General features: G+C 63.3%; 21 protein-coding genes. 4 read left to right on the top strand and 17 right to left on the bottom strand.

Annotated elements, in window-relative coordinates; all coding sequences use genetic code 11:
- Positions 1 to 4: 4 nt before the first annotated feature.
- From rpsG to smpB, 16 genes are all read right to left on the bottom strand, one after another.
- A complete protein-coding gene (gene rpsG / locus JHW40_RS00070; RefSeq protein ID WP_090616865.1) occupies positions 5 to 475 on the bottom strand; it encodes a 30S ribosomal protein S7 in 471 nt (156 codons plus the stop codon).
- A 12-nt stretch (positions 476 to 487) separates the two neighbouring features.
- On the bottom strand, positions 488 to 859 hold the full coding sequence (gene rpsL, locus JHW40_RS00075; protein WP_090616867.1) for a 30S ribosomal protein S12: 372 nt from the start codon (positions 857 to 859) through the stop codon (positions 488 to 490).
- A gap of 259 nt (positions 860 to 1,118) precedes the next feature.
- Positions 1,119 to 1,916, bottom strand: a complete 798-nt coding sequence (locus JHW40_RS00080; protein WP_244519345.1) for a glycosyltransferase — start codon at positions 1,914 to 1,916, stop codon at positions 1,119 to 1,121.
- Positions 1,917 to 1,927: 11 nt separating this feature from the next.
- The gene (locus tag JHW40_RS00085; RefSeq protein WP_090616868.1) at positions 1,928 to 2,866 is read right to left on the bottom strand and encodes a DMT family transporter; all 939 of its coding nucleotides are present in this window, start codon (positions 2,864 to 2,866) and stop codon (positions 1,928 to 1,930) included.
- A gap of 218 nt (positions 2,867 to 3,084) precedes the next feature.
- Positions 3,085 to 7,311 carry a DNA-directed RNA polymerase subunit beta' gene (gene rpoC / locus JHW40_RS00090; protein ID WP_090616870.1) on the bottom strand — a complete coding sequence of 1,409 codons (4,227 nt, stop codon included), beginning with the start codon at positions 7,309 to 7,311 and terminating at the stop codon, positions 3,085 to 3,087.
- Positions 7,312 to 7,363: 52 nt separating this feature from the next.
- A complete protein-coding gene (gene rpoB / locus JHW40_RS00095) occupies positions 7,364 to 11,509 on the bottom strand; it encodes a DNA-directed RNA polymerase subunit beta (RefSeq protein ID WP_090616872.1) in 4,146 nt (1,381 codons plus the stop codon).
- Positions 11,510 to 11,750: 241 nt separating this feature from the next.
- Positions 11,751 to 12,122, bottom strand: coding sequence for a 50S ribosomal protein L7/L12 (gene rplL, locus JHW40_RS00100; protein ID WP_090616873.1), 372 nt, complete (start codon positions 12,120 to 12,122; stop codon positions 11,751 to 11,753).
- A 67-nt stretch (positions 12,123 to 12,189) separates the two neighbouring features.
- Positions 12,190 to 12,705 carry a 50S ribosomal protein L10 gene (gene rplJ, locus JHW40_RS00105; protein ID WP_090616875.1) on the bottom strand — a complete coding sequence of 172 codons (516 nt, stop codon included), beginning with the start codon at positions 12,703 to 12,705 and terminating at the stop codon, positions 12,190 to 12,192.
- Positions 12,706 to 12,941: 236 nt separating this feature from the next.
- Entirely contained in the window at positions 12,942 to 13,640 is a 699-nt protein-coding gene (gene rplA / locus JHW40_RS00110; RefSeq protein WP_090616877.1) for a 50S ribosomal protein L1, read from the bottom strand.
- A gap of 3 nt (positions 13,641 to 13,643) precedes the next feature.
- Positions 13,644 to 14,096 (bottom strand): 50S ribosomal protein L11, encoded by a 453-nt coding sequence (gene rplK, locus JHW40_RS00115; RefSeq protein ID WP_090616878.1) that lies wholly within the window; start codon positions 14,094 to 14,096, stop codon positions 13,644 to 13,646.
- 89 nt (positions 14,097 to 14,185) lie between these two features.
- Positions 14,186 to 14,725: a transcription termination/antitermination protein NusG gene (gene nusG / locus JHW40_RS00120; protein WP_090616880.1), complete on the bottom strand. Its 540-nt coding sequence runs from the start codon at positions 14,723 to 14,725 to the stop codon at positions 14,186 to 14,188.
- A 177-nt stretch (positions 14,726 to 14,902) separates the two neighbouring features.
- Positions 14,903 to 15,097 (bottom strand): preprotein translocase subunit SecE, encoded by a 195-nt coding sequence (gene secE / locus JHW40_RS00125; RefSeq protein WP_244519346.1) that lies wholly within the window; start codon positions 15,095 to 15,097, stop codon positions 14,903 to 14,905.
- Between the two features lie 149 nt (positions 15,098 to 15,246).
- The gene (locus JHW40_RS00130; RefSeq protein WP_090616884.1) at positions 15,247 to 16,455 is read right to left on the bottom strand and encodes an MFS transporter; all 1,209 of its coding nucleotides are present in this window, start codon (positions 16,453 to 16,455) and stop codon (positions 15,247 to 15,249) included.
- A gap of 343 nt (positions 16,456 to 16,798) precedes the next feature.
- Positions 16,799 to 17,980, bottom strand: coding sequence for an amino acid aminotransferase (locus JHW40_RS00135; protein WP_090616887.1), 1,182 nt, complete (start codon positions 17,978 to 17,980; stop codon positions 16,799 to 16,801).
- Between the two features lies 1 nt (position 17,981).
- A complete protein-coding gene (gene sseA / locus JHW40_RS00140) occupies positions 17,982 to 18,836 on the bottom strand; it encodes a 3-mercaptopyruvate sulfurtransferase (RefSeq protein ID WP_090616889.1) in 855 nt (284 codons plus the stop codon).
- A 61-nt stretch (positions 18,837 to 18,897) separates the two neighbouring features.
- Positions 18,898 to 19,371, bottom strand: a complete 474-nt coding sequence (gene smpB, locus JHW40_RS00145) for an SsrA-binding protein SmpB (protein WP_090616891.1) — start codon at positions 19,369 to 19,371, stop codon at positions 18,898 to 18,900.
- Between the two features lie 142 nt (positions 19,372 to 19,513).
- Here smpB and JHW40_RS00150 point away from each other — a divergent pair, with 142 nt between their 5' ends.
- The 3 genes from JHW40_RS00150 (at position 19,514) to JHW40_RS00160 (ending at position 22,548) form a co-directional block, all read left to right on the top strand.
- Complete coding sequence (locus tag JHW40_RS00150; RefSeq protein WP_090616892.1) at positions 19,514 to 20,500, top strand: P1 family peptidase; 987 nt, start codon at positions 19,514 to 19,516, stop codon at positions 20,498 to 20,500.
- A 224-nt stretch (positions 20,501 to 20,724) separates the two neighbouring features.
- Entirely contained in the window at positions 20,725 to 22,197 is a 1,473-nt protein-coding gene (locus tag JHW40_RS00155) for an NAD-dependent succinate-semialdehyde dehydrogenase (protein ID WP_244519347.1), read from the top strand.
- Positions 22,198 to 22,293: 96 nt separating this feature from the next.
- Positions 22,294 to 22,548 (top strand): GlsB/YeaQ/YmgE family stress response membrane protein, encoded by a 255-nt coding sequence (locus tag JHW40_RS00160; RefSeq protein ID WP_090616896.1) that lies wholly within the window; start codon positions 22,294 to 22,296, stop codon positions 22,546 to 22,548.
- A 72-nt stretch (positions 22,549 to 22,620) separates the two neighbouring features.
- Here the strand turns inward: JHW40_RS00160 and JHW40_RS00165 are convergent, their stop codons facing one another.
- Positions 22,621 to 23,373 carry a DUF1013 domain-containing protein gene (locus JHW40_RS00165; RefSeq protein ID WP_090616898.1) on the bottom strand — a complete coding sequence of 251 codons (753 nt, stop codon included), beginning with the start codon at positions 23,371 to 23,373 and terminating at the stop codon, positions 22,621 to 22,623.
- 191 nt (positions 23,374 to 23,564) lie between these two features.
- Here JHW40_RS00165 and JHW40_RS00170 point away from each other — a divergent pair, with 191 nt between their 5' ends.
- Complete coding sequence (locus JHW40_RS00170) at positions 23,565 to 24,215, top strand: ribonuclease T2 family protein (RefSeq protein WP_090616900.1); 651 nt, start codon at positions 23,565 to 23,567, stop codon at positions 24,213 to 24,215.
- The last annotated feature ends 69 nt before the right edge of the window (positions 24,216 to 24,284 follow it).

The raw sequence follows: 24,284 nt of genomic DNA on the forward strand, positions 1-24,284 counted from the left end.
CCGGTTACCAGCGATAGTGGCTGAACGCCTTGTTGGCGTCGGCCATCTTGTGGGTGTCTTCGCGCTTCTTGACCGCGGTCCCACGACCATTGACGGCATCGGCCAGTTCACCGGCCAGACGCTCTTCCATGGTGTGTTCGTTGCGGTTCTTGGCGGCCGTGATCAGCCAGCGGATGGCCAGAGCCTCGCGGCGGGTCGGGCGGACTTCGACCGGGACCTGATAGGTGGCACCACCGACGCGGCGCGAACGCACTTCGACCGACGGTTTCACATTGTCGAGGGCCTCGTGGAAGACCTCGATCGGTTCGCGCTTCAGCTTCGATTCGACGCGGTCCAGAGCGTTGTAGACGATACGCTCGGCGGTCGATTTCTTGCCGTCAACCATCAGGTTGTTCATGAATTTGGTCAGCACGCGATCGCCATATTTGGCGTCGGGCAGGACTTCGCGCTTCTCAGCAGCGTGACGACGTGACATGGAAGCCTCTCCTTATTTCGGACGCTTGGCGCCGTATTTCGAACGACGCTGACGACGATCTTTGACGCCCTGGGTATCCAGCACACCGCGCAGGATGTGGTAACGGACACCCGGAAGGTCTTTCACACGGCCGCCACGGATCAGCACGACGCTGTGTTCCTGAAGGTTGTGCTTTTCGCCCGGAATATAGGAAATGACCTCGAAACCATTGGTCAGGCGCACTTTGGCGACCTTCCGCATGGCCGAGTTCGGCTTTTTCGGCGTCGTGGTATAGACGCGCGTGCAGACGCCGCGCTTTTGCGGGCATCCCTGAAGGTGCATCGATTTGGATCGTTGCGTTCTTGGCTGCCGCGGCTTGCGGATCAGCTGTTGGATCGTCGGCATTCGGTTCCCCGCCTTGCTTTCGTCAATACTCGCAGCCAATGGGCTGCGCCACTTCTCGACGGCACTTCGCGCCCATCGCGAAATGCCAAACCCGCCCGATCCCCATCTTTCGGGGTGGACAGGAATTTTTCAGAGGATCGGAGCGGATGGCCCGGATCATGACCACACAGATGCTGTGTTCCCGCAACGGTTTCCCGGCGGGTGTCGGGCGTATAGGAGGAATCGCGCCGCCTGTCAACCAATCGCCCGCACCGCAGGGTCAGTCACGCAGGACGGTCTCCAGCCGGTTGCGACGCAGCCGGAAGCGCCGCCACAACTGCTGGTCCAGCGCCTCGGGCTGCATCTGGAACGGATGACCCGGCCCCATCGCCCCCGAGTCGCTGTCGCGATGGATCGAACGGATGAACATCAGCGGCCCCGGCACCGACACGCCCGGCATCCACTGCCCGATCTTCGAGTGATCGTAGTGCAGCGCGGTCTCGGGCAGGTCGGGGCGCAGAAACACCGTCAGCGCGACGCCCATATTGTGGCAGATGCGCGGCGTCAGTTCCAGCCCGCCGGCGTCCAGCCGCATCATCAGCCCGCGCGAATGATCCAGCGCCAGCTTGCCCGCCCTGCGCCAGAGCCCCTTGACGCGCTGGAAATCCTTGCGCGCGGTCTTGATGTAATCCACCGCCACGGCGTCGTCATCATCATGGCGGAAATGCCCGATCACCTCGGCCTCGGGATCGACATGCGGGGCGATGGCGGCATGGCAGGCGGCCAGATGCCGCTCCATCGGGGGGACCAGTTCCAGCCGGAATTGCGGGACCTGCTGCACCAGATCGCGCAGTTGCGACAGCCACGGGTCGGGCAGGTCCGGCCCGGTCATGATGACCAGCGTGAAATCCGGGTCATTCTGTTCGCGCCATGCCGGCAGGGTGACCTCGGTGAACCATGTCCAGCGCCGGGCCAGACGGTCGGGATCATAAAGCAGCGCGCGACGCTGATCATAGGTGTCATGCTCGACCTGATAACCGCGCAATCCCACATAGGAAAACCGGCAAAGTCCAAGCATCTGCACCCGCATCAGCGCCCCCAACCCAATTGAGCCTCGCGCCAGATGGTATAGACCCCGGCGCCGACGACAAGACCCGAGCCGACCCATGTCCACAGGTCCGGCCAGTCGCCGAAAACCACCAGCCCCAGGATGATCGCCGCCAGCAACGAGGTATAACGGAACGGCGCGACATAGCCCATCTCGCCAACGCGCATGGCCGATACGGCGGTGACGTAACCGACGGTCAGGAACGCCCCGGCCAGCGCCAGTAGCAGCAGATGCGACAGGCTGGGCGTGATCCAGCCCTGCCCGAGGCTCAGCGCAAAGCCGGTCGCGGTCACCCCCACCGCCGTATAGAAGGCGATGGTCGAGGACGGCACCTCTCGTCCGAAGGTGCGGGTGGCCAGATCGCGCAGCGCCACCATGACCATCGCGCCAAGGGCAACCACCGACCAGATGCCGAAGGCGTCCGAGCCGGGGCGCAGGATGATCAGCACGCCCAGCAGCCCGACAAGCACCGCCGTCATCCGCCGCCAGCCCAGGGTTTCACCGAAAAACCACGCCCCGGCCAGCATCACCACCAGCGGCAGCGATTGCATGATGGCCGACAGATCGCCGATGGCCATCCGGGTCAGCGCATTCAGAAACAGCAGGGTCGAGCCCAGCTCTCCGATCAGCCGCAGCAGCATCGGCCAGCGCGCGCCGGGCTGGACGCGCAGCCGCAAACCACCCTCGCGCCACGCGATCAGCAGGATGCCCAGAATGACAACGATGCCGCGCAATGCGATCGCCTGATACAGCGGCATGTCCTGCGTGACGAATTTCATCACCGCGTCGTTGCAGGTAAAGCCCAGCATCGACAGGCACATCAGCACCGCGCCGCGCAGGTTGTCGCCGGAATGATGCGGCTGGGACCGGATCGACGCCGGACGGACCCGGCGGATTGGCGAAATGATCGGCGTACGCATGACAGAAAATCCCCCAACGCTCAAAGCGTTACGCGGCGTATTCGCGTTGGGCAAGCCGTGGCGGCGGGGGGCGGCCCCGGCCGGGTCGCGGCTGTGGCCCCAAAGCCTCGAACGGCCCCGCCCTCCCAATGATATAGGCAAGTGGCCCGCAGATCGGCGGCACAAAAAGGAAAGGCCCGGCGCAGGGGCCGGGCCTTTCGGATCGTGTGGTCCGAAGATCACTCTTCGGTGGTGGTTTCCGTCTGCTCGGCAAAGACCGAGGCGGGGCTTTCGGGCGCAGCCAGAGCGGCGGCGGCCTCGGCCTCGGCGCGACGGGCCTCGATCACCTCATTGTCGCGCTCGGTGGCGATCCGGCGCACGCGCGCCGTCGCACCGCCGGTACCCGCCGGGATCAGCCGGCCGACAATGACGTTTTCCTTCAGCCCGACCAGCTTGTCGCGCTTGCCCTGAACGGCGGCCTCGGTCAGCACGCGGGTCGTTTCCTGGAACGATGCGGCCGAGATGAAGCTGCGGGTCTGCAACGATGCCTTGGTGATGCCCAGCAGCACCGGCTCGCCCACGGCCGGACGACCGCCGCGCGCTTCGATCTTGGCATTCTCTGCCTCGAACTCGTCGCGCTCGACATGCTCGCCCTTCAGCAGGGTGGTCTCGCCGCTGTCGATGATCTCGATCTTCTGAAGCATCTGGCGAACGATCACCTCGATATGCTTGTCGTTGATCTTCACACCTTGCAGGCGATAGACGTCCTGCACCTCGTCGATCAGGTAATCGGCCAGCGCCTCGATCCCCATGATCCGCAGGATGTCATGCGGAGCCGGGTTGCCGTCCATGATATAGTCACCCTTCTGCACGAAGTCGCCTTCCTGCACCGGGATGTGCTTGCCTTTCGGCACCATGTATTCGACGGGCGCGTGACCTTCTTCCGCAGCCTCGATGCTGATGCGGCGCTTGTTCTTGTAGTCCTTGCCAAAGCGCACATAGCCGTCGATCTCGGCGATGATGGCGTGATCCTTGGGACGACGGGCCTCGAACAGTTCCGCCACGCGGGGCAGACCCCCGGTGATGTCCTTGGTCCGGGCACCTTCGCGCGGGATCCGCGCCACCACGTCGCCGGGACGGATTTCCTGCCCGTCCTCGATCGACAGGATGGCATCCACCGACATCGGATAGCTGACCGGGTTGCCCTGATCGTTGCGGACCGGATCGCCGTTCTCATCCATGATGATGATCTCGGGTTTCAGATCGCTGCCTTTCGGCGCGGAACGCCAGTCGGTCACGATCTTCTGGGTCATGCCGGTGGCATCGTCGGTCTCGTCGCGGACCGACAGGCCCGAAACCAGATCGACGAATTTCGCGACACCGCCCTTTTCCGCAATGATCGGCAGGGTATAGGGGTCCCATTCGTACAGCTTGGCGCCACGGATGACGCGCTCGCCTTCCTTGACGAACAGCTTGCTGCCATAGAACAGCTTGTGGTTCGACCGCTCTTGCCCCTGATCGTCGAGGATGACCAGCTGCATGTTGCGCGACATGACCACCTGTTCGCCATTGGCATTGGCCAGCAGGCTGTCATTGCGGAACTGCACCGTGCCTTCTTGCGCCGCCGCCTGGAAGGACTGCTGGCCACCCTGCGCGATACCGCCGATGTGGAAGGTCCGCATCGTCAGCTGCGTGCCGGGCTCGCCGATGGACTGGGCGGCGATGATGCCGACCGCCTCGCCGATATTGACCAGCGTGCCGCGTGCAAGGTCGCGGCCATAGCACAGCGCGCAGACCCCGTCCTCGGATTCGCAGGTCAGGGCCGAGCGGATGCGCACCGCCTGAACGCCCGCCTTCTCGATGGTGTCGGCCTTGCGCTCGTCGATCAGGTCGCCCGCGCGGACGATGATCTCGTCCTCGCCCGGAACCAGCACGTCCTCGGCCGCGGTCCGGCCCAGCACACGCTCGCTCAGCGGGCTGATGATCTCGCCATCGTTGACCGCCGCCGCAGCGGTGATCGCACGGTCGGTGCCGCAGTCATGCTCGCGGATGATGCAGTCCTGCGCCACGTCCACCAGACGCCGCGTCAGATAGCCCGAGTTCGCCGTCTTCAGCGCCGTGTCGGACAGACCTTTCCGCGCACCGTGGGTCGAGTTGAAGTATTCAAGAACGGTCAGACCTTCCTTGAAGTTCGAGATGATCGGCGTCTCGATAATCTCGCCATTCGGCTTGGCCATCAGGCCGCGCATGCCGCCCAGCTGCTTCATCTGGTTGGTCGAACCACGCGCACCCGAATGGGCCATCATATAGACCGAGTTCGGCTCCATCTCGGCGCCGTTCTCGTCCGTCTTGGCGGCCGAGATCGTGGACATCATGGCGTCGGTGACGCGGTCGTTACATTTCGACCAGGCATCGACAACCTTGTTGTACTTCTCGCCCTGGGTGATGAGACCGTCCAGATATTGCTGTTCGAACTCTTTCACCTGATCCTGGACCTCTTCGACGATGGTCCATTTGTTGTCGGGCACCACCATGTCGTCCTTGCCGAAGGAAATCCCGGCACGGAACGCCTCGCGGAAACCAAGCGTCATGATCTGGTCGCAGAAAATGACCGATTCCTTCTGACCGCAATAGCGATAGACGGTATCGATGACCAACTGCACGTCCTTCTTGCGCAGCAGCCGGTTGACCAGCTCGAACGGCGCCTTGGCGTTCATCGGCAGCAACGCACCCAGACGCATCCGGCCCGGGGTCGTCTCGTAGCGCTTGATGATCTCGTTGCCGTTCTCGTCGATCTGCTTGATCCGCGCGGTGATCTTGGTGTGCAGATGCACCTCGCCTGCGGCAAGGGCGTGCTCGACCTCATCGACGGTGGCAAAGGCCATGCCCTCGCCCTTCATGCCGTCGCGCTGCATCGAGACATAGTAAAGCCCCAGCACCATGTCCTGCGACGGAACGATGATCGGCGCGCCGTTGGCCGGCGACAGCACGTTGTTCGTGGACATCATCAGCACGCGCGCTTCCAGCTGCGCTTCCAGCGACAGCGGAACGTGCACAGCCATCTGGTCGCCGTCGAAATCGGCGTTGAAGGCCGAGCAGACCAGCGGGTGCAGCTGGATAGCCTTGCCTTCGATCAGGATGGGCTCGAACGCCTGAATGCCCAGACGGTGCAGCGTCGGCGCACGGTTCAGCAGCACCGGATGTTCGCGGATCACCTCGTCCAGAATATCCCAGACCTCGGGACGTTCCTTCTCGACCAGCTTCTTGGCCTGCTTGACGGTGGAGGACAGCCCCTTCGCCTCAAGCCGCGAATAGATGAACGGCTTGAACAGCTCCAGCGCCATCTTCTTCGGCAGGCCGCATTGATGCAGCTTCAGTTCCGGCCCGGTCACGATGACCGAACGGCCCGAGAAGTCCACGCGCTTGCCCAGAAGGTTCTGGCGGAAGCGGCCCTGCTTGCCCTTCAGCATGTCCGACAGCGATTTCAGCGGGCGACGGTTGTTGCCGGTGATGACGCGGCCACGACGGCCGTTGTCGAACAGCGCATCGACCGATTCCTGCAGCATCCGCTTTTCGTTGCGCACGATGATGTCCGGCGCGCGCAGCTCGATCAGGCGCTTCAGGCGGTTGTTGCGGTTGATGACGCGACGATAGAGGTCGTTCAGGTCGGACGTCGCGAAACGGCCCCCATCCAGCGGCACCAGCGGACGCAGTTCCGGCGGAATGACCGGAATCACGGTCAGCACCATCCATTCCGGACGGTTGCCGGATTCCAGGAAGGATTCGACGATTTTCAGCCGCTTGATGATCTTTTTCGGCTTCAGTTCGCCCGTCGCCTCTTTCAGGTCCTCGCGCAGCTGATCGGCGGTGGCGGCCAGATCGATATTGGCCAGCATCGCGCGGATCGCCTCGGCCCCGATATCGGCCTGGAAGGCATCGGCGCCATACTGGTCCTGCGCGTCGAGGAATTCCTCTTCGCCCAGCAACTGGCCATAAGACAGATCAGTCAGACCCGGCTCGATCACGACGTAGTTCTCGAAATAGAGGATCCGCTCCAGATCGCGCAAGGTCATGTCCAGCATCAGGCCGATGCGCGACGGCAACGACTTGAGGAACCAGATATGCGCGACCGGCGCGGCCAGTTCGATATGGCCCATCCGCTCGCGGCGGACCTTTTGCAGCGTGACTTCCACGCCGCATTTCTCGCAGACGAGGCCGCGATACTTCATCCGCTTGTATTTGCCGCACAGGCATTCGTAATCCTTGATCGGACCGAAGATGCGCGCGCAGAACAGACCGTCACGTTCCGGCTTGAACGTGCGATAGTTGATGGTTTCAGGCTTCTTCACCTCGCCGAAGGACCAGGCCAGAATTTCTTCGGGCGAGGCCAGCGAGATCTTGATTTCGTCGAACTGCCGCGGCGGGGCCAGCGGGTTCAGGGGGTTGGTGGCGAGTTCCTGGTTCATTTTTCAATCCTGATGAAGGGCACGGGGCTGGGACGGGTGAGGGCTTGCGCCCTCACTCCTCTTCCTCCGCATCCAGGAGTTCCATGTTGAGGCCCAGACCCCGGACCTCTTTGACCAGCACGTTGAACGATTCCGGCACACCGGCTTCGAAGTTGTCCTCGCCCTTGACGATGGACTCATAGACCTTGGTCCGGCCCGCAACGTCATCCGACTTGACCGTCAGCATTTCCTGCAGGGTATAGGCGGCGCCATAGGCTTCCAGTGCCCAGACCTCCATCTCACCCAGACGCTGACCGCCGAACTGCGCCTTGCCACCCAGCGGCTGTTGGGTCACCAGACTGTAGGGACCGGTCGAACGCGCGTGCATCTTGTCATCGACAAGGTGGTGCAGCTTCAGGACATATTTGACGCCGACGGTGACCTTGCGCGCGAACTGATCGCCCGTGCGGCCATCGAAAACCACCGACTGACCCGAGGTGTCGAAACCGGCGCGAACCAGCGCGTCGTTGATATCGGCCTCTTTCGCACCGTCAAAGACAGGCGTGGCGACCGGAACACCACCGCGAACCGCATTCGCGTGTTCGACCAGCAGATCATCCTCCATGCCGCCGAAGGTCTCGGCATACATGTCGTCGCCATAGCCGATCTTCATCGCCTCGCGGACCGGGGTCATGTCGCCATTGCGGCGATAATCTTCCAGCGCCTCGTCGATCTTGATGCCAAGACCGCGCGCGGCCCAACCCATATGGGTTTCCAGAATCTGACCGACGTTCATCCGCGACGGCACGCCCAGAGGGTTGAACACCAGATCGACCGGAGTCCCGTCCGCAAGGAACGGCATGTCCTCCATCGGGACGACCTTGGACACGACACCCTTGTTGCCGTGACGACCGGCCATCTTGTCGCCCGCCTGCAACTTGCGTTTGACGGCGACAAAGACCTTGACCATCTTCATCACGCCCGGCGGCAGGTCGTCGCCCTGACGGACCTTTTCGACCTTGTCCTCGAAGCGGGCCTCAAGGGCCTTCTTCTGGGCGTCATACTGATGGTTCAGCGCCTCGACTTCCTTGGCGATGTCCTCTTCGCTGACGGCAAGCTGCCACCACTGACCACGGCTCATCGTTGCCAGCAGGTCCTCGGTGATCTCGGACTGCGCCTTGATGCCCTTCGGACCCTTGACGGCAACCTTGCCCAGGATCAGCGATTTCAGACGCGCATAGATGTTGCGGTCCAGAATCGCCTGTTCGTCGTCGCGGTCGCGGGCCAGATGCTCGACCTCTTCGCGTTCGATCTGAAGCGCGCGTTCGTCCTTGTCCACACCGTGACGGTTGAAGACGCGGACCTCGACGATGGTGCCATAGGCGCCGGGCGGCAGACGCAGCGAGGTATCCCGCACATCCGACGCCTTTTCGCCAAAGATGGCGCGCAGCAGCTTTTCTTCCGGCGTCATCGGGCTTTCGCCCTTGGGGGTGATCTTGCCCACCAGAATGTCGCCCGGCCCGACTTCGGCGCCGATATAGACGATGCCGGCCTCATCGAGATTGCGCAGCGCCTCTTCGCCCACGTTCGGGATGTCGCGGGTGATCTCCTCGGGCCCCAGTTTCGTGTCGCGGGCCGCCACTTCGTATTCGTCGATATGGATCGAGGTGAACACGTCGTCGCGGTGGATCCGCTCGGAAATCAGGATCGAGTCCTCATAGTTGTAGCCATTCCACGGCATGAAGGCGACGACCACGTTCCGGCCGATGGCCAGTTCACCCTGATCGGTCGAGGGACCGTCAGCCACGACCTGACCCTTGACGACCCGTTCGCCCACCTTGACCAGCGGCCGCTGGTTGATGGTCGAGGACTGGTTGGACCGCTTGAACTTGCGCAGGCGATAGATGTCCACGCCCGCATCGCCGGCGCCCAGATCCTCGGTCGCGCGGATAACGATACGCTGCGCATCGACCTGGTCGATGACCCCGCCCCGGCGTGCCATGATCGCAGCGCCAGAATCGCGGGCCACGACGCCCTCCATCCCGGTGCCGACGAAAGGTGCCTCGGCACGGATCAGCGGAACCGCCTGACGCTGCATGTTCGAGCCCATCAGGGCGCGGTTGGCGTCGTCGTTTTCAAGGAACGGGATCAGCGCGGCAGCGACCGAGACCAGCTGTTTCGGCGACACGTCGATCAGATCGACGGCATCCACCGGGTTCAGCATGAAGTCGCCCGACTGGCGGGTCGAGATCAGCTCGTCAACGAACCTGCCGTCCTCGTCCAGCGTCGCGTTGGCCTGCGCCACGGTGTGACGCATTTCCTCGGTCGCGGACATATAGACCACATCATCGGTCACCTGACCTTCGACCACCTTGCGATAGGGGGTCTCGATGAAGCCGTATTTGTTCACGCGGGCAAAGGTCGCAAGGCTGTTGATCAGACCGATGTTCTGACCTTCCGGCGTCTCGATCGGGCACATCCGGCCGTAATGGGTCGGGTGAACGTCGCGCACCTCGAAGCCCGCGCGTTCGCGGGTCAGACCGCCCGGCCCAAGCGCCGACAGGCGGCGCTTATGCGTCACCTCGGACAGCGGGTTGGTCTGGTCCATGAACTGCGACAACTGGCTGGAGCCGAAGAATTCGCGCACCGCCGCCGCCGCCGGCTTGGCGTTGATCAGGTCCTGCGGCATGACGGTGTCGATCTCGACGCCCGACATGCGCTCGCGAATGGCACGCTCCATGCGCAGCAGGCCGACGCGATACTGGTTCTCCATCAGCTCGCCAACGGAACGGACCCGGCGGTTGCCCAGATGGTCGATATCGTCGATCTCGCCCTTGCCGTCGCGCAGTTCCACCAGACCGCGCACGCAGGCCACGATATCATCGGGGCGCAGGGTGCGCTGGGTGTCGGGCGCGTCCAGATCCAGCCGCATGTTCATCTTGACCCGGCCCACGGCCGACAGGTCGTAACGCTCGGAATCGAAGAACAGGCTGTTGAACAGGTTCGAGGCGGCCTCGACCGTGGGCGGCTCGCCCGGGCGCATGACGCGATAGATGTCCATCAGGGCACCTTCGCGGTTCATGTTCTTGTCGGCGGCCATGGTGTTGCGGATATAGGGGCCGACATTCACATGGTCGATGTCCAGAACCGGAATGTCGTCGATGCCGTTGTCCAGCAGGACCTTCAGCAGACCGCCGTTCAGATCGCCTTCCTTGTTGTATTCCGCCGTGATCTCATCACCGGCCTCGGCATAGATCAGGCCGGTTTCCTCGTTGATGATGTCCTTGGCGACGAAACGGCCGATGATCCGCTCGAACGGGACCAGAAGGTTCACCTCTTCGCCCGATTCCTGCAGCTGTTTCACCAGACGCGGGGTGACCTTGTCGCCTGCCTTGGTGATGATCTCGCCGGTTTCGGCATTCACCAGATCATAGGCCGGACGGGTGCCGCGCACACGCTCGGGGAAGAAGCGGGTGACCCAGCCCTGTTCGCGCCCCGATTTGCGCAGGCTGTAATCCACCGTTTCATAGAAGGCATCCATGATGCCCTCCTGATCCATGCCAAGCGCATAGAGCAGCGTCGTCACCGGCAGTTTCCGGCGGCGGTCGATGCGCGCGAACACCAGATCCTTGGCGTCGAATTCAAAGTCCAGCCAGCTGCCGCGATAGGGGATGATGCGGCAGGCGAACAGCAGCTTGCCCGAGGAATGGGTCTTGCCGCGGTCATGGTCGAAGAACACGCCGGGGCTGCGGTGCATCTGGCTGACCACCACCCGCTCGGTCCCGTTCACGATGAACGTGCCGTTCTGCGTCATCAGGGGCATGTCGCCCATGAAAACGTCCTGTTCCTTGATGTCCTTGACCGATTTCGCGCCGGTGTTCTCATCGACATCGAACACGATCAGACGCAGCGTCACCTTCAGCGGCCCGGCATAGGTCATGTCGCGCTGCTGGCATTCGTCCACGTCGTATTTCGGCTTTTCCAGCTCGTATTTCACGAATTCCAGCGTCGCGGTCTCGTTGAAATCCTTGATCGGAAACACCGACTGGAACACGCCCTGAATGCCCTCGCCATCGTTATGGCCGGTGCCTTCGCCCGAATTCAGGAACAGGTCATAGGAGGATTTCTGAACCTCGATCAGGTTCGGCATCTCCAGAACTTCGCGGATATTGCCGTAGTAACGCCGGATGCGTTTCTGGCCGACATAAGCTTGCGCCATGGGGTCTTGTCACCTTTCGTCTTCGCGCGCGGTCCGGGTCGGGGCCCCCGGAACGCGGCCTACGAATGCAGGGGTAAGGTTCCATTCATGCCGCCCGTCCCACCGCGCGGCTCCCGAACCTCGAACATGCCCTGAAGGAAGGTCTGCCACGGATCCGTGCCCGGACCGCCCTTCAAGACAGGTTCGGCAGGGACCGGGAAACCCCGGACCCTGCCCCATTTTCATACGGCCATCGGGCCGATTACTTCAGTTCGACCTTGGCGCCGGCTGCTTCCAGCTTGGTCTTGATTTCTTCGGCTTCGGCCTTGGCCGCGCCTTCTTTCACCTTGCCGCCAGCTTCGACCAGGTCCTTGGCTTCTTTCAGGCCCAGACCGGTGATGCCGCGCACTTCCTTGATCACGTTGATCTTGTTGGCGCCGGCTTCCAGCAGAACGACGTCGAACTCGGTCTTTTCTTCGGCGGCTTCAGCAGCAGCTGCCGGACCCGCGACCATCACGGCGCCGCCAGCGGCGGGCTCGATGCCGTATTCGTCTTTCAGGATGGTTTTCAGTTCCTGGGCTTCCAGCAGGGTCAGGCCCACGATTTCTTCGGCGAGTTTTTTCAGATCAGCCATTTTTCCGTTCTTTCCAGTTAGTGTTCCAACGTCGGGTTTTCAACCACACGCGGGAATAGAGGTTGCATCAAGCAGCCTCACGCTCTTCCAGAGTCGTGAGGATGCCCGCGATGTTGCTGGCAGGCGCACCGATCGCACCGGCGATGTTGGAAGCAGGCGCGCCGAGGCAGGCCGCGATCGAAGCAATAAGCTCTTCACGCGACGGCATCGAGGCGACGGCTTTCACACCGGCCGGATCCAGTGCCGACTCACCCATTGCACCGCCCAGGATCACGAATTTCTCGTTGTCCTTGGCGTATTTGTCGGCGATCCGGGCCGCAGCGGTCGGATCTTCCGAATAGGTAAGCACGGTCATGCCCGTCAGGTAATCGGCGATGCTTGCGCAAGGCTTACCTTCAAGGGCGATCTTGGCGAGCTTGTTCTTGGCAACGCGAACAGAACCACCGGCTTCGCGCATGCGCGCCCGCAGGTCCTGCATCTGTGCAACCGTCATCCCCTCGTAGTGGGCAACCACCACGACGCCAGAGCTTTCAAAGATCTGGCCGAGTTCTTCGACCAACTGTTCTTTTTGTGCTCTATCCACGGTTTCACTCCAAGTTGGGGGTTCCCCCCCGGCTCTCACTTTTCCCGGTCCCGAAGGGCCGGGTCGGGTCCGAAAGGGCAAGATCGCCCGAGGTTTCCCCCGGAAAAATGCTTCCCCATCTCAGGAAGGAAATTAAGCCGGCCAGATACGGTATCTGGATCGGCACCCTCCGTCTCGGACAGGACGGGGCGGCATGTGGCTGCCCCGCCATCCCCGGTCTTGCGACCGGGAAACTCTTAGTTGGCGGTCGCCGAAGCGACGTCAACCGACACGCCCGGCCCCATGGTCGAGCTGATCGAGACCTTTTTCATATAGGTCCCTTTCGCGCCCGTGGGCTTGGCTTTGCTGACCGCGTCCACAAAGGCGCGCAGGTTCTGGGCCAGCTTGTCGGCGTCGAACGACACCTTGCCGATACCGGCATGGACGACGCCCGCCTTCTCGGCCTTGAACTGGACCTCACCACCCTTGGCGGCCTCGACGGCGGCCTTGACGTCCATCGTCACCGTGCCGACCTTGGGGTTCGGCATCAGGTTGCGCGGGCCAAGGATCTTGCCCAGACGGCCGACCAGCGGCATCATGTCCGGCGTCGCAATGCAGCGGTCGAACTCGATCTTGCCCGACTGGATCGTCTCCATCAGGTCCTCGGCGCCGACGATTTCCGCACCGGCTTCCTTTGCTTCATCGGCCTTGGGGCCGCGGGCGAACACGGCGACGCGAACGTCCTTGCCGGTGCCTGCGGGCAGGGTCACGACGCCACGGACCATCTGGTCGGCATGACGCGGATCGACACCCAGGTTCAGCGCGATCTCGACGGTTTCGTCGAATTTGGCCGAGGCGGCATCCTTGACCAGCTTGACGGCGTCCTCGACGGTCAGGTTGGTCTTGCCTTCAAAGGCGGCGCGGGCAGCGGCTTTCTTCTTTGCAATCTTTGCCATGGCTCAGCCTTTCACCTCGATACCGATCGACTTGGCCGAGCCAAGGATGATCTTCATCGCCTGATCGACATCGTTGGCCGACAGGTCCACCATCTTGGCTTCGGCGATCTCGCGCACCTGCTTGACGGTCACGGTGCCGGCGGCCGAACGGCCGGGCTTTTCCGAACCCTTGGCGCGGTTGCGCTTGCCGACCGGCTTCAGGCCAGCGGCCTTTTTCAGCAGGAAGGCGGCCGGGGGCGTCTTCGTCTCGAAGGTGAACGACTTGTCGGCGTAATAGGTGATCACGACCGGAACGGGGGCGCCCTGCTCCATCTCCTGCGTCTTGGCGTTGAACGCCTTGCAGAATTCCATGATGTTGATACCGCGCTGACCCAGTGCCGGGCCAACGGGGGGCGACGGGTTCGCCTGACCCGCCTTGATCTGCAGCTTGAGGCTGCCAACAACTTTCTTGGCCATCTGGCCTTCTCCTCATCATCACGCCCCGTATCGGGACAGACTTAGCGGTCCGGCCCCGATCCCGAAGAACCGGCGCCTCCCGCAACCAATCACGCGGTCTTGGCGACCTGCGTGAATTCCAGTTCGACCGGCGTGGGCCGGCCAAAGATCGACACCGTGACCTTGATCCGGGCCGACACCTCGTCCACTTCCTCGACCAGACCCGAAAAGCCCTCGAACGGGCCGTCGGTCACATTCACCTTCTCGCCCACGTCAAAGCGGATCAGGTTGCGCGGCGCGGGCTGTTCGCCATCGGCGCCACCACGGTTGAGGATCGCATTCACCTCATCGTCGCGCATCGGCATCGGCTTGCCCTGCGCGCCCAGAAATCCGGTGACCCGGTTGATCGAGTTCACCAGATGATAGCTGCGGTCGGTCATCTCCATGCGCACCAGCACATAGCCCGGCATGAAGCGACGCTCTGACGTGACTTTCTTGCCGCGCCGGATCTCGATCACCTCTTCGGTGGGGACCAGAACTTCCTCGATCTGATCTTCCAGTCCCTTTTCGACCACCGCCAGACGAATCGCCTCCGCGACCTTCTTTTCGAAGTTCGACAGGACGCTGACCGAATACCAACGCTTTGCCATGTCTCGATCGACCCCTGCTCGTCATTTTGGGAATCACCCGGTCAAGCGGGCAACCCATTGAATTTCTTTACATCCGGCGAAATCGAAATCGGCGCGCATGCGGATTCGATGCACGCCGTTTTGCCGGACAGTCGGGCGCACATACCGCCCCCGCAGCATAAATGCAAGCCCCGAAGCCTAACCGGCGATCAGTTTCAGGCCTTCGGTGATGCCAAAGCGGATGGCCAGATCGACCAGCGAAAAGAACACGGCCGCCAATGCCGAAAGGATCAGGACCATGACCGTCGTGGTCATCACCTCGCGCCGCGTGGGCCATGTGATCTTGCCAAGCTCGGCGCGGACCTGATTGATGAACTGGACTGGATTGGCCAATGGAGGCTCCTTCGCAAGTGCAGCGCCGCACATAACGCCTGTCGCCCGCCCATTCAAGCCCCAGTGCTTGCAGAACTGTTCGTTCCAATCGACTGCAAGCCATCCCACGCGGGGAAAATCCCTGCATCGCCTCGCGGGCCGCGGCTGCCCTATCTGCCCTCGTCGATCCTTGGCAGGAACCAAGCAAGCAGCCCGGCCAGCGGCATGAACGAGCAGATGCGATAGACCGTCTCGACATCATAGCTGTCGGCCAGCGCGCCGAGGATCGCCGCCGCGATGCCGCCAAGGCCGAAGTTCAGCCCATAGAACAGCCCGCCGATCAGGCCGATCCGGTTGGGCAGCAGTTCCATCGCATAGATCAGGATCGAGGCGAAGGCGCTGGCCATGATCAGGTTGATCATCACCGTCAGCACGCCGGTCCAGAACAGATCGACATAGGGCAGCATCAGCGTCAGCGGCAGCGGACCCAGCACCGAGATCCAGATCACCCGATAGCGCCCGATACGGTCACCGACGATGCCGCCGATCAGCGCCCCCGCCGCCGAGGCGAGCAGGAAGATGAACAGCATCATCTGCGCCGAAGGGATCGACAGCCCGAACTTGTCCATCAGATAAAAGGTATAGAACGACCGGAAGCTTTCGCTGTATGCGTTCTTCGAAAACATCAGCAGGGTCAGAACGACAAGGCCGATGCCGATGGTCAGCGGCAGGTGCCGGACGGGTTCGACGCCGTCTTTCCGGCCCTTGGCCCGCATCGCGGCGAATTCGGCGCTGATCTGGCGCTGCTTGCTGCCGATCCAGGTCAGCAGACCCATCGCCAGCAGGGCGGTTACGGCAAACCAGGCAAGGCTGGGCTGGCCCCAGGGCACGATGATCAGCGCGGCAAAAACCGGACCGAAGGCGCCGCCCGCCTGTCCGCCGACCTGAAAGATGCCCTGCGCCAGCCCCTGCCGCCCGCCCGCCGCATAGCGGGCCATCCGTGTCGCCTCGGGGTGGAAGATGGACGAGCCGATGCCGATCAGCGCGACCGAGATCAGGATGACCCCGTAACTGTGCGCGAAGGCAAGGCTGACCAGACCCGACAAGGTAAACATCATCCCCACGACCGGCGAATAGGGCGCCGGATGGCGATCCGTCACCATCCCGATCACCGGTTGCAGGATCGACCCGGCGATCTGGAAGGTCAGGGTGATCATCCCGATCTGCACGAAATCCAGCGCATAGGTTTCCTTCAGGATCGGATAGGTCGCCGGAATCAGCGATTGCATCAGATCATTGAGGAAATGCGTCGCCCCCAGCATCATCAGCACAGCTATATGGGTTCGCGGGCGCGCAGCGGTCATCGTGACAGACGTCATGGCGGCACTTCAGCTTTATGGAAATCGATCAGGTAACAGGTGCTGTGTTCCAGACCCGGCACACGAATACAAGGCCGCGATCGGTCGATCCTGCCCCGCCATGACCTGTCGTGCCGCCAGTCAGTTCAGGCTGAAGGCATCATGGGTCTTCTTTTATGGATGGCCGGGCCATCCGCGGATCTCTGTGCAGGATGCCGGTGTTCAAAGGAGAATGGGGCAGACCATGAGCATTGCGCCTGGGGGTTGCCCGGGCAGGGACAGCCGCAGCGTCGTCGCCATGACACGCGCGTTGCCCCCGGGGGCGCGGGGGCAACATTGGATATTTATGACACCAGAGATGGGGTCAGATGCCGGCCTCGACGATGGCGCGGGCGAGCACCGGGACCGTGTCCCGGTTGAGGCCCGCGATGTTCAGGCGCGAATCGCCGACCATGTAGATGGCCGCGTCGGTTTTCAGCTTCTGCACCTGTTCAGGCGTCGCGCCGAGGCGCGAGAACATGCCGCGGTGATGGGCGATGAAGTCGAAACGGTCGCTGCCCGACAGGTTGCGCAGTTCCGAGGCGAGTTGTTCGCGCAGTTCCAGCATGCCCTTGCGGACGTCTTCGAGTTCGGCCCTCCAGTCGGCGGCGAGGGCGTCGTCGGTCAGGATGGTGCTGACGATGCGCGCGCCGTGATCGGGCGGGAAGGAGAAGGTCTGGCGGTTCAGGAAGGCCATCGAGCCCTGCGTCATGTCGCGCGCGGCACTGTTTTCGGTCAGCGCCAGCAGGATGCCGGTGCGTTCGCGATAGATGCCGAAATTCTTCGAGCAGGAGGCGGCGATCAGCACCTCGGGCAGACGCTGCGCGATCATGCGGGTGGCGGCGGCGTCCTGTTCAAGCCCGTCGCCGAAGCCCTGATAGGCAAGGTCGATGAACGGGATGGCGCCGGATTTTTCGAGGATCGCGGCGATTTCATCCCATTGATCCGCCGACAGGTTGGCGCCGGTCGGGTTGTGGCAGCAGCCATGCAGCAGCACCAGATCGCCCTTGGCCGCCTTCGAGATATCGGCCTTCATCGCCTCGAAATCGACGCCACGGGTCTCGGCGTCGAAATAGCGGTATTCGGTGAAGGGCAGGCCCATGAATTTCAGGATCGACAGGTGATTGGGCCAGGTCGGATCCGAGACATGGACCGTCACGCCCGGATTGGCCAGCCGCGCCAGTTCCAGTGCCTGACGGATCGCGCCGGTGCCGCCGACCGAAGCCAGCGAGGCCAGCCGGTCCGCCGGCGCGTCACCCAGCACCATCCGGGTCATGGCGTTGCGGTATTCGGCCTCTCCGGACAGGGCGGTATAGGCCTTGGTGGTCTGATCCTGCCAGATCTTCTGTTCCGCCGCCTTGACCGCACGCATCACCGGCGTCACGCCCTCGGGGTTCTTGTAGACGCCGACGCCAAGGTCGATCTTGCCCTGACGGGTATCGGCCTTGAATTCCTCGATCAGCATCAGGATCTTGTCGGGGGCTTGCGGTTTCAGGTTCGACAGCATCTCAGGCGTCTCCGGTTGCGATATTCAGGTCGGGAAAGCTGCCCCATTCGGTCCAGCTTCCATCATAGAGCGAGTGGTGGCGGTGGCCGATCCGTTCCAGCGCCAGCGACAGGACCGCCGCGGTGATGCCGCTGCCGCAACTGGTGATGGCGGGCCGGCCGAGGTCCACACCGGCGGATTCGAAGATCCCGCGCAGGGACTGGGCGTCCTTCATCGTGCCGTCCTCGTTGAACAGCCGTCCGAAGGGGACGTTCTTCGCGCCGGGGATGTGGCCCGCGCGCAGGCCGGGGCGCGGCTCGGGCACCTCTCCGCGAAATCGTTCGGGGCTGCGGGCGTCGATGATCTCGTGATCGGCCAGTTTCGAGGCCGCCGCCACCTGCGTCACGTCGCGCACCAGACCGGCCTGACGCTGCACGGTGATATGGCGGTCGCGCAGGATCGGCGGCATATCCTCGACCGGGCGGCCCTCGGCCTGCCATTTGGCGAAACCGCCATCCAGCACCGCCACATCGGCCTTGCCCATCAGCCGGAAGGTCCACCAGACCCGCGCCGCGCTGCGCACATCGGAATTGTCGTAAAGCACCACCTGATGGCCGTCGCCGATGCCCATCGCCCGCATGCGGCTGATGAACAGCTCGACCGGGGGGGCCATATGCGGCAATTCGCTGCGGCTGTCCGAGATCGCGTCGATATCGAAGAAGCGCGCGCCGGGGATGTGGGCGGCGTCATATTCGGCCTTCGCCTCGCGTCCCGAGGCTGGCATGTGCCAACTGGCATCCATCACGCGCAGATCGGGATCGTTCAGATGCGCGGCCAGCCATTCGGTCGAAACCAGCGTTTTCGGATCGTCCTGCATCTTCGCCCCCTTCTTGCACGGCAAAGGCTTACCCCTGTCGGCACGTCGCTGCAATGGCGAGTCAGCCCTGTTTCAGCAGGCGCTGCTTCTGGCGGTTCCAGTCCCGCTTGGCGCTGGTTTCGCGTTTGTCCGAGACCTTCTTGCCCTTGGCCACGCCGATCTTCAGTTTGACCAGCCCGCGATGGTTGAAATACATCACCAGCGGCACCAGCGTCATGCCTTCGCGTCCAATAGCCTGCCACAGCCGCGCCAGTTCCTTGCGCGACACCAGCAGCTTGCGGCGGCGGCGTTCGTCATGGCCGAAGACTCCGGCCTGTTTATAGGCCGCGATATAGCCGTTGATCAGCCACAATTCGCCATCCTCGACCGAGGCATAGCTTTCGGCGATATTCGACTGGCCGGTCCGCAGGGATTTCACCTCGGAGCCGGTCAGCATGATCCCGACCTCCAGATCGCTTTCGATGAAGTAATCGAAACGCGCCCGCCGGTTTTCGGCGATCACCTTGTAGTTCTTGTTTTCGGGTTCCTTGGCCATGACGGGTCAGATAGGCGCGCCCGAAGGCCCTGTAAAGCCACCCGCGTTCAGGGATCATTCATTCCGATGCGATATTGCCGCGATTGCGTTATGCGTCCGTTTCGGGTCAGGCTGGCTCCGGCAAACAAGAGGGAGGCAGGCGATGGAACGCGGCGCGCGCAATCTGATTACCGATGTCGCGGGGCTGCGTGTCGGCAATGCGGCGGATGCGACGCTGAAATCCGGTGTCACCGTGCTGACGGCGGATGCGCCCTTCGCGGCGGCGGTGCATGTCATGGGCGGCGCGCCCGGCACGCGCGACACCGATCTGCTGGCCCCCGACAAGCTGGTGTCGCGGGTCGATGCGCTGGTGCTGTCGGGCGGGTCGGCCTTCGGGCTGGCGGCCTGCGACGGGGTGATGGCGGCGCTGCACGCGGCGGGGCGCGGCTTTGCCGTGGGCGCGGCGCGGGTGCCCATCGTGCCCGGCGCCATCGTCTTTGACCTGCTGAATGGCGGGGACAAGGACTGGCACGACAACCCCTATCCGGCGCTTGGCCGGGCGGCCCATGCCTCGGCGGGTGCGGATTTCGCCATCGGCAGCGCCGGGGCCGGGATCGGCGCGCTGACCGGGCGGCTGAAGGGCGGGCTGGGCTCTGCCTCGGCGGTGCTGGAGAATGGCGCGACCGTGGGGGCGCTGGTCGTGGTCAATGCGCTGGGATCGGCGACGGTGGGCGATGGTCCGCATTTCTGGGCCGCGCCGTGGGAAATGGACACGGAATTCGGCGGGCGGGGATTGCCGGGCACTTTTCCGGCCGCCCATGAACCCACGCCGGTGAAGCAACTGGGCGAGGCGACGACCATCGCCATCGTCGCCACCGATGCGGCGCTGGAAAAGCCCGGCTTGCAGCGACTGGCCACTGCCGCCCATGACGGGCTGGCGCGGGCGCTGGTGCCCAGCCATACGCCGATGGATGGCGATCTGGTCTTTGCGGTCTCGACCGGCGCGCGACCGGAACCGGATCCGGCGGGCAGTTTCCTGCTGGGTCATGCCGCCGCCTGCGTACTGGCGCGCGCCACCGCCCGCGCGGTTCACGCGGCCCGGCCCGCGCCGGGCGATCTGCAACCCTGCTGGCACAGCCTGTTCGGATGAAAAAGGGCGGTGCGAGATCCGCACCGCCCCCCTGAGAGATCGCCAAGAGGGACAACTTGGCGATGCAATGGAACGCCCCGGACGCGATCTGGTTCATTCCCATCACCCGCCCCCGCCGGTCACGCGCGGAAAACCGCAACGGGCCGGGCCCCGCCGACGCCGCTTTGACAAGGGCGGGGCATCATGTTCATCTGACCCGCGACACCAATTCAGGGGAGGCTGCCGTGACCAGAGAATCGACCGATCTTCAGGCGCTTTTGGACGATCCTTCGCTGCTGCGGACCCAGGCTTTCCTGGCGGGCGAATGGGTCGATGCCGGGGATGGCGCGACATTCGACGTGGTGAATCCGGCTCGCGGTGATGTGATCGCCCGGGTTGCCGATCTGAGCCGCGCCGAAGTCGCCCGCGCCATCGACGCCGCTGCCGAAGCCATGAAGGGCTGGGCCGCCCGCACCGCCAAGGAACGCGCGCAGGTGATGCGCAAGTGGTTCGACCTGATGATCGAGAATCAGGACGATCTGGCCCGCATCCTGACCGCCGAGATGGGCAAGCCCTTTGCCGAGGCCAGAGGCGAGATCGTCTATGGCGCCAGCTTCATCGAATGGTTCGGCGAAGAGGCCAAGCGCGTCTATGGCGAAACCATCCCCGGCCACATGCCCGACAAGCGCCTGTCGGTGATCCGCCAGCCGATCGGCGTGGTGGGCAGTATCACGCCGTGGAACTTTCCCAATGCCATGATCGCCCGCAAGGCGGGACCGGCGCTGGCGGTGGGCTGCGGCTTTGTCGCGCGACCCGCGGCGGAAACCCCGCTGTCGGCGCTGGCCATGGCGGTGCTGGGCGAACGGGCGGGTCTGCCCAAGGGCATCCTGTCGGTCGTCACCTCGTCACGCTCCAGCGAGATCGGCAAGGAATTCTGCGAAAACCCGGCTGTCCGCAAGCTGACCTTCACCGGCTCGACCGAGGTAGGGCGCATCCTGCTGCGTCAGGCCGCCGATCAGGTACTGAAATGCTCGATGGAGCTTGGGGGCAACGCGCCCTTCATCGTCTTCGACGACGCCGATCTGGATGCGGCGGTCGAGGGCGCGATGGCCTCGAAGTTCCGCAATAACGGCCAGACCTGCGTCTGCGCCAACCGGATCTATGTGCAGGCGGGCGTCTATGACGCCTTCGCGGCAAAGCTGGCGGCGGCGGTGGACAAGCTGCGCGTGGGCGACGGGCTGAAAGACGGCGTGACCACCGGCCCGCTGATCAATGAAAGCGCGGTCGAAAAGGTCGAGGAACATATCCGCGACGTGCTGGACAGCGGCGGTCAGATCGTCACCGGCGGCCAGCGGCTGGACGGGTTGTTCTTCAAGCCCACCGTCGTGACGGGCGTCACCGACGCCATGAAGGTCGCGACCGAGGAAACCTTCGGGCCGTTGGCACCGCTGTTCCGTTTCGAGACCGAGGAAGAGGTCGTGGCCCGCGCCAATGACACCATCTTCGGGCTGGCATCCTATTTCTATGCCCGCGACATCGGCCGCATCACCCGCGTACAAGAGGCGCTGGAATACGGCATCGTCGGCGTGAATACCGGCATCATCTCGACCGAAGTCGCGCCCTTCGGCGGCATCAAGCAATCCGGCCTGGGCCGCGAAGGCAGTCGTCACGGGATCGAGGATTTCCTTGAAATGAAATATGTTTGCCTGTCGGTCTGATCGCATATCCAGGCCGGGATGGAACGAAATCCGTACCTGCGGCATTTCCCTGAGAGTCGCGCCATGGGCTGGCGCGCCAGGACAAGGGGAGTTCTCATGGAAGGTTTCGGCTGGATTCTGTCGATCATTCTTGGTGCCATCGCCGGCTGGATTGCCGAAAAGCTGATGGGTTCCGACCACAGCCTGCTGATGAACATCATTCTGGGCATCGTCGGCGCATTGCTGGGCAACTGGCTGTTCCGCGCACTGCTGGGAACAACGGCGGGCGGCCTGATCGGGCAGCTGATCGTTGCTGTCATCGGCGCCTGTATCCTGATCTGGCTGGGCCGTCTGATTCGCGGACGGGCCTGACCGTCACAGGCAGCAAAGCAAAAGGCCCGCCACATGCGTTGTGGCGGGCCTTTGTCACATTCCGGACCGGACTTATTTCTCGTCCTCGTCCTCTTCATCATCCGCATCGGGCAGGTTGAAGAAGCTGTCGGCATCCAGTTCGCGCTCGGGCTTGCTGTCCTCATCCTCGTCGCGCGACAACGAGAAATTCTCAAGCCCAGCGATCGAGCTGGGCAGGCGCGGCTCTTCGCTCATGGACAAAGAGGTCTCGGTGCTGACCAGCTTGCGACGCTCGTCATCGCTCATCACCTCGCCCGAGGCGCCGGCTTTCTTCGCGGCCTTCTGAACGGCGGCGTCCAGTTCCGTCTGGCGGCACAGCCCCAGCGCCACCGGGTCGATCGGCTGGATGTTCTGGATGTTCCAATGCGTCCGCTCGCGGATCGAGGCGATGGTGGGCTTGGTGGTGCCGACCAGCTTGGCGATCTGGGAATCGGCCAGTTCCGGATGGAACTTCACCAGCCACAGGATCGCCGCCGGACGGTCCTGACGCTTGGACAGCGGGGTATAGCGCGGCCCGCGCCGCTTTTCCTCGCCCTCGGCGGCGGGGTTGTGCTTCAGGCGCAGCTTGTAGGTCGGGCTGGCCTCACCCTTGCGGATCTCTTCCGCGTCCAGCTGGTTCGAGCCGACCGGGTCATAGCCCTTGACCCCGACCGCGACATCGCCATCGGCGATGCCCTGCACCTCCAACTCGTGCAGACCGCAGAAATCGCCGATCTGCTTGAAGCTGAGCGTGGTATTATCAACCAGCCAGACGGCGGTCGCCTTGGCCATCAATGGCTTGCTCATGTCAATCTCCTTCGCATATCCGTCCCGATGAACGGCATGGCTGGCTTGGGCCGTGAAAACAGCTTTTGGCGGGTGCCATTCCTCGTTTTCGGGGGAATTGCGGCTGGATATAGCGTTTTTGAGACCCGGGGAAAAGAGGATTCGCGCATTCCGCTGATGCATCGCACCCATGCCCCGGCTATCCTGCCCGCATGAAGCAGATACCCATCGCCATTTCGGCCTTTCTGGTGACGCTCGGCTGGCTGTCATTCCCTGCCCCGGCCCGCGATATCGCAGGCCAGTTCGACTATTACGTCCTCGCGCTCAGCTGGTCGCCCGCATGGTGCAGCAGCACCGGCGACTCACGCAACGCCGAGCAATGCGACAACGGGCGAGGACTGGGCTTCGTGGTGCATGGGCTCTGGCCGCAATACGAGCGCGGCTGGCCCCAGAACTGCCCCAGCGACAGCCACGACCCCTCGCGACGCGAAAGCCAGGCCATGACCGATATCATGGGCTCGGGCGGGCTGGCCTGGTATCAATGGCAGAAACACGGCCGCTGCACGGGACTGACGGCCGCGGATTATTACGCAACGACGCGCGAGGCCCTGGAACGGATCCGGATCCCCGAACTGTTCGACCGGCTCGACCGCGACATCGCGCTGCCCCCTTCGGTGGTCGAGGACGCCTTTCTCGAAGTCAATCCCGGCCATACAGGCGACGGCATCACCGTCACCTGCCGTAATGGCGACCTGCAAGAAGTCCGCATCTGCCTGACCCGCGAACTGGAACCCCGTGATTGTGCCCTCGATGTCAGGCGCGATTGCAGTCAGTCGAGGATATTGATGGAAGCCCCTTCGTGACCTGCCGAATATGCCTCAGTACCAACTGACCCCCGTCGAACCAGTGACGAGGACAGAAGCCTCCGGCGG

This window comes from Paracoccus alcaliphilus (assembly GCF_028553725.1).
Classification (GTDB): domain Bacteria; phylum Pseudomonadota; class Alphaproteobacteria; order Rhodobacterales; family Rhodobacteraceae; genus Paracoccus; species Paracoccus alcaliphilus.

Coding starts and splice junctions, on each gene's coding strand:
- rpoC (WP_090616870.1), bottom strand. CDS start 7,311: ATGAACCAGGAACTCGCCACCAACCCCCTGAACCCGCTGGCCCCGCCG.
- JHW40_RS00165 (WP_090616898.1), bottom strand. CDS start 23,373: ATGAGCAAGCCATTGATGGCCAAGGCGACCGCCGTCTGGCTGGTTGAT.
- rplK (WP_090616878.1), bottom strand. CDS start 14,096: ATGGCCAAGAAAGTTGTTGGCAGCCTCAAGCTGCAGATCAAGGCGGGT.
- rpsL (WP_090616867.1), bottom strand. CDS start 859: ATGCCGACGATCCAACAGCTGATCCGCAAGCCGCGGCAGCCAAGAACG.
- JHW40_RS00170 (WP_090616900.1), top strand. CDS start 23,565: ATGAAGCAGATACCCATCGCCATTTCGGCCTTTCTGGTGACGCTCGGC.
- JHW40_RS00130 (WP_090616884.1), bottom strand. CDS start 16,455: ATGACGTCTGTCACGATGACCGCTGCGCGCCCGCGAACCCATATAGCT.
- JHW40_RS00085 (WP_090616868.1), bottom strand. CDS start 2,866: ATGCGTACGCCGATCATTTCGCCAATCCGCCGGGTCCGTCCGGCGTCG.
- rpoB (WP_090616872.1), bottom strand. CDS start 11,509: ATGGCGCAAGCTTATGTCGGCCAGAAACGCATCCGGCGTTACTACGGC.
- smpB (WP_090616891.1), bottom strand. CDS start 19,371: ATGGCCAAGGAACCCGAAAACAAGAACTACAAGGTGATCGCCGAAAAC.
- rplA (WP_090616877.1), bottom strand. CDS start 13,640: ATGGCAAAGATTGCAAAGAAGAAAGCCGCTGCCCGCGCCGCCTTTGAA.
- rplL (WP_090616873.1), bottom strand. CDS start 12,122: ATGGCTGATCTGAAAAAACTCGCCGAAGAAATCGTGGGCCTGACCCTG.
- JHW40_RS00135 (WP_090616887.1), bottom strand. CDS start 17,980: ATGCTGTCGAACCTGAAACCGCAAGCCCCCGACAAGATCCTGATGCTG.
- JHW40_RS00150 (WP_090616892.1), top strand. CDS start 19,514: ATGGAACGCGGCGCGCGCAATCTGATTACCGATGTCGCGGGGCTGCGT.
- sseA (WP_090616889.1), bottom strand. CDS start 18,836: ATGCAGGACGATCCGAAAACGCTGGTTTCGACCGAATGGCTGGCCGCG.
- JHW40_RS00080 (WP_244519345.1), bottom strand. CDS start 1,916: ATGCTTGGACTTTGCCGGTTTTCCTATGTGGGATTGCGCGGTTATCAG.
- nusG (WP_090616880.1), bottom strand. CDS start 14,725: ATGGCAAAGCGTTGGTATTCGGTCAGCGTCCTGTCGAACTTCGAAAAG.
- rpsG (WP_090616865.1), bottom strand. CDS start 475: ATGTCACGTCGTCACGCTGCTGAGAAGCGCGAAGTCCTGCCCGACGCC.
- JHW40_RS00160 (WP_090616896.1), top strand. CDS start 22,294: ATGGAAGGTTTCGGCTGGATTCTGTCGATCATTCTTGGTGCCATCGCC.